Genomic DNA, 16,473 nt, shown 5'->3' with positions numbered 1-16,473 from the left:
GATATCACCTTTAACCTTGATTCAGTTAGGTTACAAGTTGATCGACCATAAACTAAACATTTATAGTCAAACAATAAAAACAACAGACTCATATCTAACCCCCTTTGCTGACGACAATAGCGCGATGGCCCCACCTGATCCCTTCCCGAACTCAGAAGTGAAACATCGTAGCGCCAATGGTAGTGTGGATTCGTCCATGTGAGAGTAGGTCATCGTCAGCTCTCTATTCCTGAAAAGCCCCTCAACAATTAAGTTGAGGGGCTTTTCTTTCGTGCGCGGTTTGCTTCTTTACAAACATTCGTTGTTTAGAACATCTAGCTTGCAGTCGGTAATCCGTCGAAATTTAGTATCTGAGAGTACTATTAGATTTGTCCATTGAGTTTCGTTAATCTATGCTTATTTTTGAATGGATTATTACTTTATATGCTCAAAATGATTTGACTTATATCATTATAGCTGCTAATTTTATATGGTGTATTTATTACAGATTTATTAGAAAGACGTTTTAACTTTGTAAATGATTAATTATTTCATCGACTTAGAGTGCTAAACGTAAGCTCTACTCCTCACCTCATAATTATCAAAAGGAATTGATAATGAAGCTAGCTCCTCTTTTTTCAATTGGTGCCTTGGCAGCGATCAGTCTTTTAGGCTGTTCTAACCAATCCGCTGATACTACTGATGGCTCATCAGCAACTTCTCAAGAAACTACTGTTTTACGCTTTTCTCACTTCTGGCCAGCAACATCATCTATTAGCACTGAGGTTTTTGAACCTTGGGCTAAACAAATAGAGACAGATTCTAATGGTCGCTTGAAAGTAGAATTATATCCTTCAGCAGGTCTTGCTAAAGCAGATGTTACCTATGAATCTGCTGCAAAAGGTACGATCGATATTGGCTCACAGGCTCATGGCTATACTAACGGTCGCTTCCCTTTAACTCAAATTACTGAGCTCCCTGGACTATCAAACTCAGCCACTCAAATGGGTTGTATGCTCCAGACCCTTTATGATGATGGCACACTTGCTAGTGAATATGAAGATTCTCATCTCCTGTTCATGTACGGTGCTGGTCCTGGTGCACTTCATACCACTGACAAGCTAATTCGAACGCCTGAAGATATGAAAGGTATGCGTATCCGTCGTCCTTCAGCCGTGGCTGGTGATATCATCGAAAGCGCTGGCGCTTCACCAGTAGGTCTACCTGCTAATGATATGTATACCTCTTTACAGCGCGGAGTTGTAGATGGCTTGAGTTTCCCTTGGGAAGCAGTTACTGCTTTCAAAATCGATGAGATTACGAAATATCATACCAATATTCCTTTTTATAGTTCAGCGCTCATGGTGACGATGAACAAAGATAAATACGATAATTTGCCTGATGATCTAAAACAAGTCTTGGATAAAAACTCAGGGATGGCATTGGCTAATAAGGTCGGTGAAGTGTTTGATAAGCATGACCAGCTGGCAATTCAAGCTGCCAAAGATAAGGGTGACGAAATTATCGAAATTCCTGATCCACTAAATGATCCAGATTGGAAAGGGCCACTTGAAAAAGGAACGCAAAAATATCTAAAAGACGTCAATGCTTTAGGTTTGGATGCTGATAGTGTCTATGAAAAGGCCAAAGCTGCCAGTGCTACCTGTAAGGTATAACCTATTGGAGGTGTCACATGGCATTTTTAGTCAAAATCAGTACCTTTATTTCTAGATTATGCCAATTTTTTGGTGGTGTCAGTCTTATCATTATTGTTCTAACCACCATGCTGGATGTGACGGCTCGTTATATATTCAAGCTCACTGGTGGTGAGTTTGGATTTACGGTCAAGGGTAGCGTGGAAATTGTGTCTTATTTCATGCTATTTTCCTTGCTTGCCGCCTTTGCCGCTTTCGTCGAACGCTCACAAATCATCGTTGATGTCTTTACTCAAAAGATGCCTCAAGCCGTTAAAGGCTACATGATGGGCATCTTTATGATGGGCTTTTTTGTCATTGGTATTGTGTTCTCATGGGGTCTCTATGAGAGCGCCATTGATGCCATAGAATACGGTAAAGTTACCCAAGATCTTCGACTATCAATGATGCCCATCTATGCATTTAGTGCATTCTTAAGTCTTTTACTCGCTATTCGCTCGCTAATCGAATCCATTAATATCTTTAAAACGGGCGAGTTCTTTGACGCCGAGGAGACAGGCGCATGAGTCCAGAAATTATTGGAGCCATTGGCTTAGTCGTCATGATCCTGCTTGTTGTCCTGCGAGTGCCAGTCGCACTTGCCATGTTGGGTGTGGGTTTGGTTGGTTTTGGAGCAGTGACTGCGCCAAGCGGTGCTTTGCAAATGCTCAAAGACATTCCGGTAGATGTCTTGGCAAAATATGACTTTAGTGCTATTCCGTTATTTATTTTAATGGGAGTCTTTGCCACGCATTCGGGTATGGCAGGAAAGTTGTTTGAAGCTACCCGAACCATTTTTGGTGGAGTACGAGGGAGTCTTGGTATCGCGGGTATCGGATCATCTGGTATTTTTGCTTCTATTTCAGGCTCATCATTAGCTACTGCCTCTACTATGACGAAAGTTGCGTTGCCACAGATGGAGAAGTATGGTTATCAACCTGGTTTTGCTTGTGGTATTTTAGCAGCAGGTGGCACATTAGGTATTATGATTCCGCCTAGTATTGCGCTACTGGTTTATGCCATCCTAACTCAGCAGTCCGTTGGTGACATGTTTATTGCAGGCTTTTTGCCTGGTATGTTAGGGATGGTGATGTACTCAATCACTGTCATGATTATGGTGCGCTGGAAACCACACTTAGCGCGTCGTGGCGAGTCGACTACTTGGAAAGAGAAGCTCATATCGTTAACCGGTTTGATACCGTTTAGCTTCATTTTTATCGTGATTATTGCGGGTATTTTCTTTGGGCTATTTACTCCCACAGAAGGCGCAGCAGTCGGTGCATTTGTCTCTTGGGCTTACGCTTTTGTTAAAGGCATGCGTATGAAAGGCCTTAAGCAATCGCTGATTGAGACGCTCGCATTATCAGCAGTGGTCTTCTTTATGCTACTGGGTGCAGAAGCTTTGGGCTATTTTATCTCAGTGTCACGCTTGTCTTATACATTAGCGACATGGATTGGTACGTTAGCAGTGAGTCCAATGGTCGTACTGATCTGTATCTTGATCATGTACTTCCTCTTAGGGTTGTTCATGGATGCTTTAGCGATGCTGGTTATTACCATTCCAGTGGTGTATCCAATCATTGTTGCTTTAGGCTTCGATCCAGTATGGTTTGGTATTATTGCCGTATTGACGGTAGAGCTTGGATTGATAACGCCACCGATGGGAATGAATATTTTCGTGATTAAGGCAATGGCTCCGCATATCAAACTGTCCGACATGTTCCGCGGGGTAGCACCATTCATCGTTTCTGATGTGATTCGATTGGTTATTTTGGTGATGTTCCCTGCGATATCTTTAGTGCTATTAAGTTAATTCCTACATAAAATAACACTGAAGCATTGTTGCGTACTATGTATAACGCTAGAATAAATGAGAGACATCGCTTTTAAGTAGCATTATCTACGATAAGCTTGTCTTAAAACACTCATTTTAGAATCACATGGATGCGAGAAATATTATGACTATTGCCAAGAATATCGAGATCAGTAGTACCTCTGAAACCAGCTTTGAAGATGCTATTCAACAAGGTATTGAACGGATTTCTAAAACCGTTAATAATGTTGAAGGCGCTTGGATAAAAGAGCAAAAAGTAGGGGTTACTGATGGAAAAATTAGTAAATATCATGTCATTATGATTGTAAGTTTTGTCATTAATGATGGTGCTGATATTAGCTAAGTGTTGCTTGAAACCTAAAAAAGACTGCGATTGCAGTCTTTTTTTTATCATAAAAAATATATATTGAGGATTGTTATGATTAGCAGGAGTAGCCACACAGCTTGCCTATATATGTAGTAAAATAAAACGCTATCATTTTGAATATTTAGAATAGAAGTAAACATTTATGGCTGTCGATTTTAGTAACACGCTCATAGTCGCGATTTCTGCAACCGCGCTGTTTGATTTAGCAGAATCAGAAAATTATTTATTACAGCTATTAGAGCACCGGCCTGAAAGCGCTATAAAAGAGTTTCGTGACTATATGGCAGCGCGTGAAAACGAGCCATTAAATATTGGCGCGGGCTATCCGCTTATCAAAGCATTGCTAAATTTGAATCATTATTGTGAAGACGATACTGTACAGCTCCCTGATATTGAAGCGCCTTTGGTCGAAGTAGTGATTGTCTCGAAAAGCAGTCCAGATACGGGCATTCAAGTACTCAATGCCATTCGTGAAAATGGACTCAATATTTCTCGATCGGCATTTATATCGGGTAGTCCTGTTTCGCCTTATATCAGAGATTTTAATATCGATCTGTTTTTGACCACCAATCGTGAGGATGCGCAGCAAGTTGCTGATGCCAATATCTGCGCTTGTGCGATACTCGATGCGACGCCTGTTAATACTTATAAATTGGATACCAATCAGCTGCGTATCGCTTTTGATGGTGATGCCGTGCTGTTTGATGATTCAGGTGAGCTACTCTATAAGCAAAAAGGATTACGTGCCTTTCATGATCGTGAAGCACAAATGCGTGACTTGCCAATTGAGAAAGGGCCTTATGCTGAATTATTAATCAAGCTATCGAACTTGCAAGAGCGTCTACCAGCAGGCCTTCAATATTCTCCCATAAAGATTGCGTTGGTGACGGCTCGCAATGCACCCGCTGACCTGCGTGCGATTAAGACATTGCGAGAGTGGGGCGTCAATGTTGATATGGCGTTTTTCTTAGGAGGTTTGGAAAAAACGGCTGTACTTAGAACGTTTGCACCACATATCTTTTTTGATGACTCTATTAAGCATATCGATGCCGCGCGCAGTTTTGTTCCTACCGCCTTAGTGCCTTATCATTCAACGTCGTTACTGCATGCCAATAGTTATTTAACAGCGGACAAAGATGCTTCATTATTATCATTTAAGCCGATACAGCAACCACTATTTTCAGTGAACCATTAGGGTCTGTTGAATAAAATAAAATCAATAGGATAAAAGATTATATGAAGTGGCGGCAATTACTCACGTTGATATTAGTACGAATCAAGCAAGTTATCGGTTTATATGCTTTTGTCTTAGTGCCGATGTGGGGTATGTTTTTTCTTAATAAGTTTGCGCTGTTTGGACTGTGGAATATTTTTGGCATCGTGCCGCGTGCTCTTGATATCGGTAGCATGATTGGGGTGTTTGCTTCATGGACGATGCATGGCAATTTTTCACATTTGCTTGGCAATAGTGTAACTTTATTACAAATTCTATTTTTATTTGGGCTTTTTGAGAACAATGCTTATCGTACGATTGTTAAGCTCATTATCGCTTCGGGTTTGGTCACTTGGGTCATTGGCTCGCCGCTATCAATTCATATCGGGGCATCAGGGTTATGCTTCGCGATGCTTGGTTATATGATAGGGGGAGCCGTGTTCGCTCGGCGTTGGGGTTATTTAATCGCTTGTATCGTTATGGGGGCAGGGTATTGGCTCACTATCAAAGAAGGCTTAATGCCGCAAGAAGGTATCTCTTTTGCCGCCCATTTTGGTGGTTTATGTGCGGGGCTACTGCTAGGTGCCAATTCTAAACATACCTATACGACAACGTCTCATCAGTAAAAAGCAAAGCAGACAAATAAGGTGGTATTTTTAGATTTTTTATTCATTCAAAATACCGCCTTATTATCATATGTTTCTTTGAAGACTTCCCTGTTGATGGATGCACTGTTCTAAATCTCTCTCAATTCGTTAGCTTTGTTTATCAGTGCAAATACTGATAAATAGTGGATCATCTGTTGCTAGGTCTCGCCATGCAGTCGTTTGCTTTACATGTTCATCAATTGATAGCGTATTGCCTTTTTCAGGTATAACGTAGTCTGCACGTGCAGGAATACTACAATCGATAACTTGAGGGACTGTCTCTACGGCTCTTCGTCTTTCAAATAAATATAAATTGAATAAATGTATATCTTGGTTATCTACTTGTACACTCGCATTTCCAATATCGGCAGCGATAAACCGTAATATTTGCGGCTTAGCATAAGACCATGGGCGGAACCACTCAGTACTTTTCGCTGTTTTGACGACTTCTACACCTTTTGGTAGCTTCTCCACTTGTTGACCATACCAGCTGTACTCCTGATTTATCTGAAATGCAAACATACCAATAGCAGCAAATAAGGGAATCAGCCATTTAGGGGCACGTTTGCCTGCCAGTTTGCTGAGGTGAGTTATGATAAGTGCTAGTCCAGCCATACCAAATGCGGCAGCGATGGTAGCGATAAACTCAAAAAGCATAAAATATTCCTTAATGCGTTAGGTATGTTTAATTGAACTTATTGGATATAAGGAAGAATTTAAAATATCGTTATTATAGCGCCAAGATAAAAAAATCACTCACAAGCAGTGACTGCCTGTGAGTGATATATTAACAGAAGATATATCCTCAGTTGCAAGCTTAGTGGTCGACGGCACCACCAGCGCCACGTGGAGAACGTACGCTCTCAACCAACTCTTGGATATGTGCTGGTGGTGGGGCAGTAGCATAAGATACGGCGAATGCTACGATGAAGTTAAGTAACGCACCAACTGCACCAAATGATAATGGTGAAATACCAAATAACCAGTACTCTTCAGTATCAGGGAAGTTAGCAGTACCACTGATGAAGAACCAACCTTTGAACATAAAGATATAGACAAGGACGACGATTAAACCAGTCAACATACCTGCAATAGCGCCAAGATTGTTGATGCGTTTAGAGAAAATACCCATCATCAACACAGGGAACAATGAGGATGCCGCAATACCAAAGGCTAAGGCAACAACCTGCGCAGCAAACCCTGGTGGGTTAATACCCAGATAAGTCGCTACTACGATTGCCACACCCATCGTAATACGAGCATATTTAAGCTCTTGTTTATCAGTGATATTTGGGTTTAAGTTACGTTTAATTAAGTCATGACTAATCGCTGATGAGATCGCAAGGAGTAGTCCAGCTGCTGTTGATAGTGCTGCTGCCAAACCACCTGCCGCGATAAGACCAATAACCCATGATGGCAGATTAGCAATTTCTGGGTTAGCAAGTACTAAGATATCAGCGTTTACATCAAGCTCGTTACCTGCCCATCCGGCATCAGCAAAACGACCATCAAGTTCTGCATCATGTGCAATGCGAGCTTTTTCTACCGCTGCAGTTGCGGTAGCAACGTCGCCACCATCAGCTTGAGCTGTATTAAGGGCTATTTGAGCGGCACCAAGTCCACTGTCGCTATATAATTGAATACGACCATCATTATTGAGATCGTTATACTTAATAAGACCAGTCTCTTCCCAAGTTTTCATCCAGTCAGGACGTTCCTCATTGAGAATAGGCTGATTTTCGACACCTTGTGGATAGATAGTATCTACTAAGTTTAAGCGTGCCATCGCACCAACGGCAGGTGCTGTGAAGTACAGGAGCGAGATAAATACCAATGTCCAACCTGCGGTCCATCGCGCATCAGCCACTTTAGGAACCGTAAAAAAGCGAATGATAACGTGTGGTAAACCTGCAGTACCGATCATGAGCGTCAAGGTGAATAGCACCATGTTTAGCTTGTTAGGCACATCAGCAGTATACGATGCAAAACCTAAGTCAGTAACCACTTGATTCAACTTGGTCAAGATAGGAACACCTGATTCAACATGATTTGAGAACAAACCAAGACCTGGAATAGGGTTACCCGTTAATTCAAGTGAGATGAAAACCGCAGGAATGGTATAAGCAATCATTAGAACGACATACTGTGCAACCTGCGTGTAAGTAATCCCTTTCATACCGCCTAATACCGCGTAAAAGAATACAACGACTGCTGCGATAATCAGACCAGTGGTACTTTCAACTTCTAAGAAGCGCGAGAATGCAACCCCAGCACCGGTCATCTGACCGATAACGTAAGTGGTCGATGCGGTAATCAAACAGACCACAGCAATCATAGCTGCCGTCTTGGAATAAAAGCGATCACCGATAAAGTCAGGAACGGTGAATTTACCAAATTTACGTAAGTAAGGGGCTAAGAGCATCGCGAGTAGAACATAACCACCTGTCCAACCCATCAAATAGGTGGAAGCGCCATAACCGCCAGCAGCAATAAGACCTGCCATTGAGATAAATGACGCCGCACTCATCCAGTCAGCAGCGGTTGCCATACCGTTAACGACTGGATGGACACCGCCGCCTGCAACATAAAATTCACTGGTCGAACCAGCACGGGCCCAAATCGCGATACCGAAATACAGAGCGAAGGATAGACCCACAAATATAAGATTAACTACAAATTGACTCATGGGGCTATTCCTCGTCTACGCCATATTGTTTATCTAACTTATTCATACGCCATGCGTAAAAGAAAATCAGAATAATAAACACTCCGATGGATCCTTGTTGGGCAAACCAAAAACCCAAGTCAGTACCACCGATCTTGATACCAGCTAATAGAGGACGTAATAAGATAGCAAAGCCGTATGAGCATAGTGCCCAAATAACTAGGCTACCTACGATGAGACGGATATTGGCACGCCAATATCCGGATGGATCGTTATGATTTTCCATAGGACAACTCCTTTTGTCTTACCTAAAAAATACCAACAATATAAAAAAGACAGTGGTTATTTCTTATCAAAAAAATCAATATAAAAAATAGACACGTACTGCTTTATATAATGAAAACGATGACGCGCAATAGTATGTTTATTTATTGGTGGTTTTTTACTTAAAATAAAAGCAACTACTCTTGTAGGCATCACATTGATTGAAACCATTGATCTAAACCATCGAATGGTAAAAACAGCATTTCTTGAGGAAGGCAGAAAGGGTGGACTATCCAGTGTCTTTTTTGCAATCTCGTCTTCCTGACAAGAGTTTTAATGTTTTGAGCACTCTAACTCTTTGTGCTGACTGGTAATTATAAAAGCAGCACAAATAGATATGAAATTCATCTTAGCACGATTCAATAAATATCATTGCAAACAACTGAGCATAAATTATGGGGAATATATTGATAATTAGTTTGGTTACTATTATAAAAACGATATTACTGAAATTGTACGAAAAATGTTCAGTGTATGCAGCTAAATTATTGTTTATATATATTCTATATAATATGAGATACAAGCATTATTTATTTTAGAAATAAATATATAAAACGGATAACCAAACGTGATACTCGCAAGTCATTTAATATCTATATCATGCACAGGATGTTTTAGTATCAGACATTTTGTCCATAACCTTGTGAGGTTTTGAATCGTTAAAATATGATATTAATATAAAATTTAAGTAACGTATATAAAGAATGAGTAGAGAGTCCATATGAACGAAGGGATAGTAAGTTGGTTTAATAACATCGTAAATTATGGTGTCAGTATCATCTGGGGTAACAATGATTGGTTAATTGCGAGCAATCCTTGGTATGGATTACTGATGTTCGTGCTGATTGGCGCAGGTCTTTATTTTACCGTGGCCACACGTTTTATACAGTTTCGCCACTTTGGTCATATGTGGCAGCTGTTACGTGTCTCAAACCAAGGGCGCAAAGATGGTGGTATCAGCTCGTTTGAAGCCTTGATGACCTCACTCGCGGCGCGCGTTGGTACGGGTAACTTGGCAGGGGTCGCAATTGCTATTTATCTCGGTGGTCCGGGTGCTGTTTTTTGGATGTGGATGACAGCGATAGTCGGCATGTCGACCAGCTTTATTGAGTCTACTTTGGCGCAAGCATACAAGGTGCCGCATAACGATAACGTTTACCGCGGTGGACCAGCTTACTATATTGAAAAAGGTCTGGGTAAACGCTGGCTAGCAATATTTTTCTCGTTATGTTTGCTGGTGGCTTTTGGTTTGGCGTTCAATGGCGTGCAATCAAATACCATTGCTCAAGCAACCAATGAAGCCTTTGGTATTCCAACATGGATGACAGGCTTAATATTAGTAGTACTGGTGGCGCCAGTGGTGTTTGGTGGTTTACGCTCAGTGGCTCGTATCGCGGGTAAAATTGTGCCGGTGATGGCGATTTTATATATCTTATTGGCACTATTCATTATCGTCACGAACTTTAGCCAATTCCCCGCAGCGATTGCGTTAATTGTAAAATCCGCCTTTGGTTTTGAGCAGGCAGCGGGCGGGGTCATCGGTTATGGTATTGCTCAGGCGATGATTAACGGTATCAAGCGTGGTTTGTTTTCTAACGAAGCAGGTATGGGGTCAGCCCCGAATGCGGCGGCAACAGCAAAAAGTCATCCTGACCATCCAGCAGTGCAAGGATTTATGCAAATGCTGGGCGTCTTTATGGACACGCTGATTATTTGTACTGCCACCGCATCGATTATTATCTTATCGGGTGTGGTTGACCCGAACGTTGAGCAAGAAGGTATTCAGCTTACGCAGTTGGCCTTGTCCCAGTATGTTGGCGATTTGGGTGTGGTCTTCGTTGCAATTGCTATTTTCTTTTTCTCATTTACGTCCATTATTGCCAATTACAGCTACGGTGAATCAAATATTGAATTCATCTCTGGTGCTAAAAATGCCAAAGTGATGATCATGATTTTCCGCTTCATGGTACTTGGTATGGTCTTTGTCGGTGCGATTGCTAGTTTGCCTGCCATCTGGAACTTCGCTGACTTGTCGATGGGTCTGATGGCCTTGGTCAACTTAGTGGCGATTTTACTTTTGTCTCCAGTAGCACTTAGAATTTTGCGTGACTACGAGCGTCAGATTAAAGAGGGCAAAACTGGGGATCAGATTAAGTTCAATCCGGATGACTTTGTGAAGTTAAAAGACGAAGCCAATCGTGATGCCTGGACGGATTAAGTTGACAGATTAGTTGCGATTGTTGAATAGAATGTATAAGTAAAAAAAACCGCCCTTATGATTAAGAGCGGTTTTTTATTGATTTCTATTTATCTCAATCATGACTTACATGTTTGGATAGTTAGGACCGCCGCCACCTTCGGGCGTTACCCAAGTAATGTTCTGCGAAGGATCTTTGATGTCACAAGTTTTACAATGTACGCAGTTTTGCGCATTGATAACAAACTTAGCACCTTCTGCATCTTTGACCACTTCATAGACACCCGCTGGGCAGTACAAACGTGCTGGCTCAGCATATAGGGGTAAGTTGATTGAAATAGGCACCGTTTGATCGGTGAGTTTCAAGTGCGTTGGTTGATCTTCGGTATGGTTGGTGTTAGAGATAAATACCGACGACAACTTGTCAAATATCAGCTTGCCATCAGGCTTGAGGTAGGTGGGCTGATAAGCGTGGTTGGCACGCTCTAGCTGATCGTAATCTGGCAGGTTATCGTGCAAGGTAAATGGCATTTTACCTTTCAATAAATTGTGCTCGATAAAGGTAAACGCTCCGCCCATAAACAGACCCATACGGTGTATTGCAGGTGAGAAGTTGCGCGACTCGTAGTTATCTTGATACAACCATGACTCTTTATACATGGTGGTATAAGCAATCACTTCATCGTGCTGACGATCTGCTTGTAATGCTTCAAAAATAGCTTCGGCTGCCAGCATGCCTGACTTCATCGACGTGTGCGTGCCTTTGATTTTTGCTGGGTTCAAGAATCCAGCATCATCACCGACCAATACACCACCTGGGAAGGTGAATTTTGGTAGTGAGTTTAAGCCACCTTTAGTCAAAGCACGCGCGCCGTAAGAAATGCGCTTACCACCTTCTAATACATTCTTAATGACAGGATGCGTCTTTAGGCGCTGCATTTCATCAAATGGTGACATGTACGGGTTGTGATAGGACAGATCTGCGACGAGACCAAAACTGACTTGGTTGTTTTCATCGAAGTATAACCACCAACCGCCAGTAGAGCCTGTTTCGGTCAATGGCCAGCCAAGTCCGTGCATAACCACGCCTTGCTCGTGCTTCTCTGGGACAACTTCCCACAATTCTTTTAGACCAATACCGTAATGCTGAGGATCTGAGTCTTTATCAAGATCAAAGCGGCTGATTAAGCGCTTGCCTAGATGACCACGGCTGCCTTCGGCAAAAATAGTGTATTTGGCAAGCAGCTCATAACCTGGCTCAAAGCTTGGCTTGGCTTCGCCATTGGCGGCGACACCCATATCACCAGTTAAGATACCGCGTACCGAACCATCGTCGTTATACAAAATATCATCAGCTGGGAAGCCTGGGAACATCATGACTTCTAGCTCTTCAGCTTGTACTGCCAACCAACGAACCACATTACCTAGCGAGACAATATAGTTACCGTCATTGTGCATCGGTGCTGGAATCAACGGATCAGGCACTTTAGTAGAGCGCGTGGCTGAATTTAAGTAGTAGAAGCGATCTTCGGTGGCTGGTACGTTTAGCGGTGCGCCTTTTTCTTTCCAGTCTGGTATCAGCTCATTTAAAGCACGTGGCTCGATAACAGCGCCAGATAAGGTATGAGCACCGAATTCAGAGCCTTTTTCGACCACACAAACCATAAATTCATCGTTGCCAGCTTTAATAGCGAGCTGACGCAGACGAATCGCAGCAGATAGACCAGCAGGTCCACCGCCAACGATAATAACGTCAAATTCCATGGATTCGCGCTCAATCTCTGGCTCTGCCGCGACAGGTTCTACTACTGGCTCAGGCGTTTTTTCGACCGCTACTTTCTCAGCAGGCTCTTTATCCACGGCGACCGTTTCAATGGCTTCTGTAGTAGCAGTTTCATCGGTCTCTGCTTTATCAAGGTCGGCGGTTTCGACAGCAACTTCTTCAGCTGGCGCTTCTTTGGTCAGCGTCGTTGACTCTGGTGTTGTGGTGTCTGGCTTGGCCGTATCTGTCGCGACTGGTGCATCAGTGTGAACGCTATCACCGTCGACGACTGGCTTTTGATTGTCTTGCTCTTGCATACCTACTCCTAAACTTTTAGTGGCTTATCTCAGGGCATCATTAGCTTAACAATTGCATAATAAGGCTTGCGGCGCTAATTTCACTCAGACATATGGCTGCTCGACAGAAACTGTCTTTGCGGCATCAATTGACAACGTTGCTATTAAACTAAACCCAGTTAATGAAAAACTATTAACACATCAGCTAAAATGTGTCGTTAATACAACGCTCACTTGACTGTTTCAATAAAAAATCGTTACTCATTATAAAAGAAAAGTCCTATAAACACGATACGCATTTACGAGTATCAGTGTTAAGGTGAAATTCATGTAGCAAAGGTATAATGTTGATATGGTCTCATCATACCCGAAACTAAAATTTATAGTAATAACAGATTTGCCAAACTTTAATTACTAGGTAAAGGATGAACTGATGAGTAATGACAATAGTAAGATAGATAATAATATACAAAGCAGCGCTAATAGCCCACAGAACGTGGCATCCAACCAAAATCCGATGAAAGCACTTAACCAATATCTAAAGTCCGCCGCAGGCACACGCGAGGGAAGAGCGATACCACCACTGGAAAAATGGCACCCTGAACAAGTGGATGATATGGATTTGGTGATTAAAGCCAACGGCGAGTGGTGGCATGAAGGCGGACAAATGACCAGAGAGTCATTGGTGAGCTTATTTGCCACTATCTTATGGAAAGAAGAAAATAATGGCGTAGCAGAGTATTTTTTAAAGACACCCGTACAAAAACTTCGCATTCAGGTAGAAGATGCACCATTATTAATTAATGATGTCGGTATCGTCGATGAAGCTAATAATAGCTGGTTAGAATTTACCACAACGACTGGTGATGTGGTACGTTTAGATGACGCGCATCCAATTACTTTACGGGCCTATACCTTTAATGGTACTACTGACGACCAATCTGACGTGCAAGTAAGACCTTATATGCCAGTCAGAAACGGTTTGACTGCATTGATTGGTCGTAATGTTTTTTATCATTTGACCGAAATCGGTGAACTGACAGAGCAAAAAGGTGAGACGATACTAACCTTGCAAAGTGGTGGTCGATCTTACGAGCTTTCTATGCCAACTGGCTAAGTCTTACTTATTATTGCGATAAGCTGCCTTTCTACTTATATTAAGAGTAGTATTCTACATTAAGAGTAATGTTTTATATTAAGCGTAACATTTGAAAATTGCTATCAAAATGAAGGTATCGACATGAAGACAGCGGTAGCGTACCGATGAATATTGCTGCAACCAATCTGTTAAACGTGGTTGAGAGGCCATCAATTGCCGTTGAAAAGCGGGATCCTAAAAAATCTGTTATTGATACCGCTAAAAATGCCACTTCGGTTAGCCAAGCTATGATTAATAAAGAGCGCAATGCCCCGATTGGGTTATTTGATTCTGGTATAGGTGGTCTGTCTGTCTATCTGCATTTAGCCCAGCAACTGCCTGCAGAGCGTTACATTTATTATGCAGATACCTTGCATGTGCCGTATGGCAATCGTGATAGTGAAGATATCGAAGCCTTGACCCTGACAGCAGTAGAGTGGCTGTATCAGCAGGGCTGCAAGCTCATTGTGATTGCCTGCAACAGTGCTTCTGCCTATGCTTTAGAGACAGCTAGACGATGTTATCCGCAGTTGCCTATTGTCGGTTTGGTACCAGCGCTCAAGCCAGCAGTGTTGGCCAGTAAGAGCAAACACGTTGCTGTATTGGCTACCAAAGCAACTTTGAATGGCATGTTACTGAATGAAGTCATTACTGCTATTGCCAGTCCTAATCGCACACTAGTGACCAAATATTTTGACCCACAGCTGGTGCCTTGGGTCGAGGCAGGTATGCCAGAGAATTGTGAGACTGCGCAAAGGTTACGGCAGCAGCTACAGATATTTGCACAAGATGGAGTGGATCAGCTGGTATTAGGCTGTACCCATTATCCGTTTTTTAAAGCATTCTTGTTGGATGAGATTGCGCAGCAACAGCTGTCGATAAAAGTGGTAGATTCAGGACAAGCGATCGCTGAGCGGGTCAAGCAACTATTGGTTGCAAATCAGTTGTCTGCCTTGCTTGATAGTCATGCGAAAAATGATGGTATAGAAGGTAAGGAGACGGGTAAAAAAAATCGACCGCCGTTGACTTTTTATGCGACCAAATATGATGATAAATTAGTCATGCTGGTACAGCGTTTACTTGGCAAAGAGACACACTTACAGTACTATGCTCAGTAAGCGTTGACATTGATAGGCGAAGAAAAAACTATTTATAACCATCTCGCTATATCTGTATTAGACAGCATAGACCTGATTAAAAAATAAGCTGAGCGTATCTCAATAGGATTATGCTAGGCTGTGCAAGACATGATATTTGTGCTATTTTTACGTTCATATTTATTTCTGTCATCACCCAAGTGCAGAGGTTATTTTGCCAAACCGTCGTTATCATATTCATGTCATATGCGCTGACAACGATCAGTTGCTAGTGCTAGACAGTTTGGCGGTTTTTTTTCAGGCGCGCGCATTTCTGACCTACGATGTCTCCAGCAAATTACCAAAGGCCTCGTTATATGGCCGCCAATGTATTGATGCGTGCGATTATGCGCTAATGGTCGTCGGGGATAGCTACGGCACAGTACAAAATACTGGTGTCAGTCAAATGCATTTAAGCTATTTGAATGCCAAAGCCAAACTCAAACCCTTACTAATATTAGTCAAAAAGCATCATCAGGGTGCAGATATCAGTCGGCAGTTGCAAGAGTTTATTAATACAGTCACCCAGCAAGCCAAGCATGTTCATTATTATGATGCGGATACAGATATCGAGCAACTGCTTATCCAAGCCTACCATAATATGGTGATTCACTATAGTCTAAAAGATGTGTGGTTAAAGCTCAGCGAAGAATCGATAAAATTAATCAAACAAGCTTCACCTGATTCGATAATCTCTCGGCCTCCTATGAATACGCCGCTGAAACAAAATAGTGGTGTTGTCGATGGAGGGGATGTTGCGGATAGTGTTAGCAAGCCGATCGCCTTAACAGACACTTTTGTGATTCAGTATAGCGCGCAAGCCTATGCCGGTGGCAACTTGACAGATGTCACTAGATCGATGACATTAAGTTGGAAGGAGGTATGGTACACGTTGATGAAGATACCTGCGACTTTCTCAAGTTACGGTTTACAAAGTGCTATTAATCGTCTAATTGCCTCTAAAGCTGAGCATGACATCAAACAAGAGATGCCAAATGTCCATGCTGTATCACGCTGTCAAATCGCCCAAAAGGACCTAAACCATTTGCAACGCCAGCTAGTGGCGGCTAACTGGATACAGTTGACGACTTATGGTACGCGGGTCTCGCAAGAATTGTGGAAACTGACTTTCTATGCTCAAAACCTACTAAAAAATCAACAACCCGCCATTCGGACTCAGTAATGGCAATCAGAAGCTTTAATCAATGGCATGGTAAGGAT

Annotated in this window: 14 protein-coding genes and 1 rRNA gene; 11 read left to right on the top strand and 4 right to left on the bottom strand. The window is 42.3% G+C overall.

Features of this window, described 5'->3' with window-relative positions:
• The first annotated feature begins 106 nt into the window (after positions 1–106).
• From rrf to RH96_RS04370, 7 genes are all read left to right on the top strand, one after another.
• Positions 107–221 (top strand): 5S ribosomal RNA (rrf, locus tag RH96_RS04400).
• A 375-nt stretch (positions 222–596) separates the two neighbouring features.
• Positions 597–1,655 carry a TRAP transporter substrate-binding protein gene (locus tag RH96_RS04395; RefSeq protein WP_010197789.1) on the top strand — a complete coding sequence of 353 codons (1,059 nt, stop codon included), beginning with the start codon at positions 597–599 and terminating at the stop codon, positions 1,653–1,655.
• 17 nt (positions 1,656–1,672) lie between these two features.
• Positions 1,673–2,200: a TRAP transporter small permease gene (locus RH96_RS04390; protein WP_010197787.1), complete on the top strand. Its 528-nt coding sequence runs from the start codon at positions 1,673–1,675 to the stop codon at positions 2,198–2,200.
• On the top strand, positions 2,197–3,486 hold the full coding sequence (locus RH96_RS04385) for a TRAP transporter large permease (RefSeq protein ID WP_010197785.1): 1,290 nt from the start codon (positions 2,197–2,199) through the stop codon (positions 3,484–3,486). Before RH96_RS04390 ends, RH96_RS04385 begins: the two co-directional genes overlap by 4 nt.
• 145 nt (positions 3,487–3,631) lie before the next feature.
• Positions 3,632–3,850: a dodecin family protein gene (locus RH96_RS04380; protein ID WP_010197784.1), complete on the top strand. Its 219-nt coding sequence runs from the start codon at positions 3,632–3,634 to the stop codon at positions 3,848–3,850.
• 166 nt (positions 3,851–4,016) lie between these two features.
• Complete coding sequence (locus tag RH96_RS04375) at positions 4,017–5,069, top strand: 5'-nucleotidase (protein ID WP_010197782.1); 1,053 nt, start codon at positions 4,017–4,019, stop codon at positions 5,067–5,069.
• A gap of 41 nt (positions 5,070–5,110) precedes the next feature.
• On the top strand, positions 5,111–5,713 hold the full coding sequence (locus RH96_RS04370; protein WP_010197780.1) for a rhomboid family intramembrane serine protease: 603 nt from the start codon (positions 5,111–5,113) through the stop codon (positions 5,711–5,713).
• A 129-nt stretch (positions 5,714–5,842) separates the two neighbouring features.
• Here RH96_RS04370 and RH96_RS04365 read toward each other — a convergent pair whose 3' ends face one another.
• The 3 genes from RH96_RS04365 to RH96_RS04355 form a co-directional block, all read right to left on the bottom strand.
• Positions 5,843–6,391, bottom strand: coding sequence for a hypothetical protein (locus RH96_RS04365; protein ID WP_010197779.1), 549 nt, complete (start codon positions 6,389–6,391; stop codon positions 5,843–5,845).
• A gap of 160 nt (positions 6,392–6,551) precedes the next feature.
• Positions 6,552–8,420, bottom strand: a complete 1,869-nt coding sequence (locus RH96_RS04360) for a sodium:solute symporter family protein (protein ID WP_010197777.1) — start codon at positions 8,418–8,420, stop codon at positions 6,552–6,554.
• Between the two features lie 4 nt (positions 8,421–8,424).
• A complete protein-coding gene (locus tag RH96_RS04355) occupies positions 8,425–8,685 on the bottom strand; it encodes a DUF4212 domain-containing protein (RefSeq protein ID WP_010197775.1) in 261 nt (86 codons plus the stop codon).
• 759 nt (positions 8,686–9,444) lie between these two features.
• Here RH96_RS04355 and RH96_RS04350 point away from each other — a divergent pair.
• On the top strand, positions 9,445–10,941 hold the full coding sequence (locus RH96_RS04350) for an alanine/glycine:cation symporter family protein (protein WP_010197773.1): 1,497 nt from the start codon (positions 9,445–9,447) through the stop codon (positions 10,939–10,941).
• Between the two features lie 105 nt (positions 10,942–11,046).
• On the opposite strand, the gene RH96_RS04345 is transcribed toward RH96_RS04350, so the two are convergent.
• Positions 11,047–12,684, bottom strand: coding sequence for an electron transfer flavoprotein-ubiquinone oxidoreductase (locus RH96_RS04345; protein ID WP_026037129.1), 1,638 nt, complete (start codon positions 12,682–12,684; stop codon positions 11,047–11,049).
• A 727-nt stretch (positions 12,685–13,411) separates the two neighbouring features.
• On the opposite strand from RH96_RS04345, the gene RH96_RS04340 reads away from it, so the two are divergent.
• From RH96_RS04340 to RH96_RS04330, 3 genes are all read left to right on the top strand, one after another.
• Positions 13,412–14,095: a DUF1285 domain-containing protein gene (locus RH96_RS04340; RefSeq protein WP_010197770.1), complete on the top strand. Its 684-nt coding sequence runs from the start codon at positions 13,412–13,414 to the stop codon at positions 14,093–14,095.
• 146 nt (positions 14,096–14,241) lie between these two features.
• Positions 14,242–15,234 carry a glutamate racemase gene (gene murI, locus RH96_RS04335; protein WP_010197763.1) on the top strand — a complete coding sequence of 331 codons (993 nt, stop codon included), beginning with the start codon at positions 14,242–14,244 and terminating at the stop codon, positions 15,232–15,234.
• Positions 15,235–15,427: 193 nt separating this feature from the next.
• Positions 15,428–16,435 carry a DUF4062 domain-containing protein gene (locus RH96_RS04330; RefSeq protein ID WP_010197761.1) on the top strand — a complete coding sequence of 336 codons (1,008 nt, stop codon included), beginning with the start codon at positions 15,428–15,430 and terminating at the stop codon, positions 16,433–16,435.
• Positions 16,436–16,473: the final 38 nt, after the last annotated feature.

The organism is Psychrobacter sp. PAMC 21119 (genome assembly GCF_000247495.1).
Classification (GTDB): Bacteria; Pseudomonadota; Gammaproteobacteria; order Pseudomonadales; family Moraxellaceae; genus Psychrobacter; species Psychrobacter glaciei.
The sequence above is the reverse complement of the archived record's forward strand: the minus strand, read 5'-3'. Positions and strand labels throughout refer to the sequence as shown.

Excerpts from the sequence above, each read along its gene's own strand:
- RH96_RS04355 (WP_010197775.1), bottom strand. The coding sequence starts at position 8,685 with ATGGAAAATCATAACGATCCATCCGGATATTGGCGTGCCAATATCCGT.
- RH96_RS04340 (WP_010197770.1), top strand. The coding sequence starts at position 13,412 with ATGAGTAATGACAATAGTAAGATAGATAATAATATACAAAGCAGCGCT.
- RH96_RS04345 (WP_026037129.1), bottom strand. The coding sequence starts at position 12,684 with ATGGAATTTGACGTTATTATCGTTGGCGGTGGACCTGCTGGTCTATCT.
- RH96_RS04395 (WP_010197789.1), top strand. The coding sequence starts at position 597 with ATGAAGCTAGCTCCTCTTTTTTCAATTGGTGCCTTGGCAGCGATCAGT.
- RH96_RS04365 (WP_010197779.1), bottom strand. The coding sequence starts at position 6,391 with ATGCTTTTTGAGTTTATCGCTACCATCGCTGCCGCATTTGGTATGGCT.
- RH96_RS04385 (WP_010197785.1), top strand. The coding sequence starts at position 2,197 with ATGAGTCCAGAAATTATTGGAGCCATTGGCTTAGTCGTCATGATCCTG.
- RH96_RS04390 (WP_010197787.1), top strand. The coding sequence starts at position 1,673 with ATGGCATTTTTAGTCAAAATCAGTACCTTTATTTCTAGATTATGCCAA.
- RH96_RS04350 (WP_010197773.1), top strand. The coding sequence starts at position 9,445 with ATGAACGAAGGGATAGTAAGTTGGTTTAATAACATCGTAAATTATGGT.
- RH96_RS04375 (WP_010197782.1), top strand. The coding sequence starts at position 4,017 with ATGGCTGTCGATTTTAGTAACACGCTCATAGTCGCGATTTCTGCAACC.
- RH96_RS04360 (WP_010197777.1), bottom strand. The coding sequence starts at position 8,420 with ATGAGTCAATTTGTAGTTAATCTTATATTTGTGGGTCTATCCTTCGCT.
- murI (WP_010197763.1), top strand. The coding sequence starts at position 14,242 with ATGAATATTGCTGCAACCAATCTGTTAAACGTGGTTGAGAGGCCATCA.
- RH96_RS04370 (WP_010197780.1), top strand. The coding sequence starts at position 5,111 with ATGAAGTGGCGGCAATTACTCACGTTGATATTAGTACGAATCAAGCAA.
- RH96_RS04380 (WP_010197784.1), top strand. The coding sequence starts at position 3,632 with ATGACTATTGCCAAGAATATCGAGATCAGTAGTACCTCTGAAACCAGC.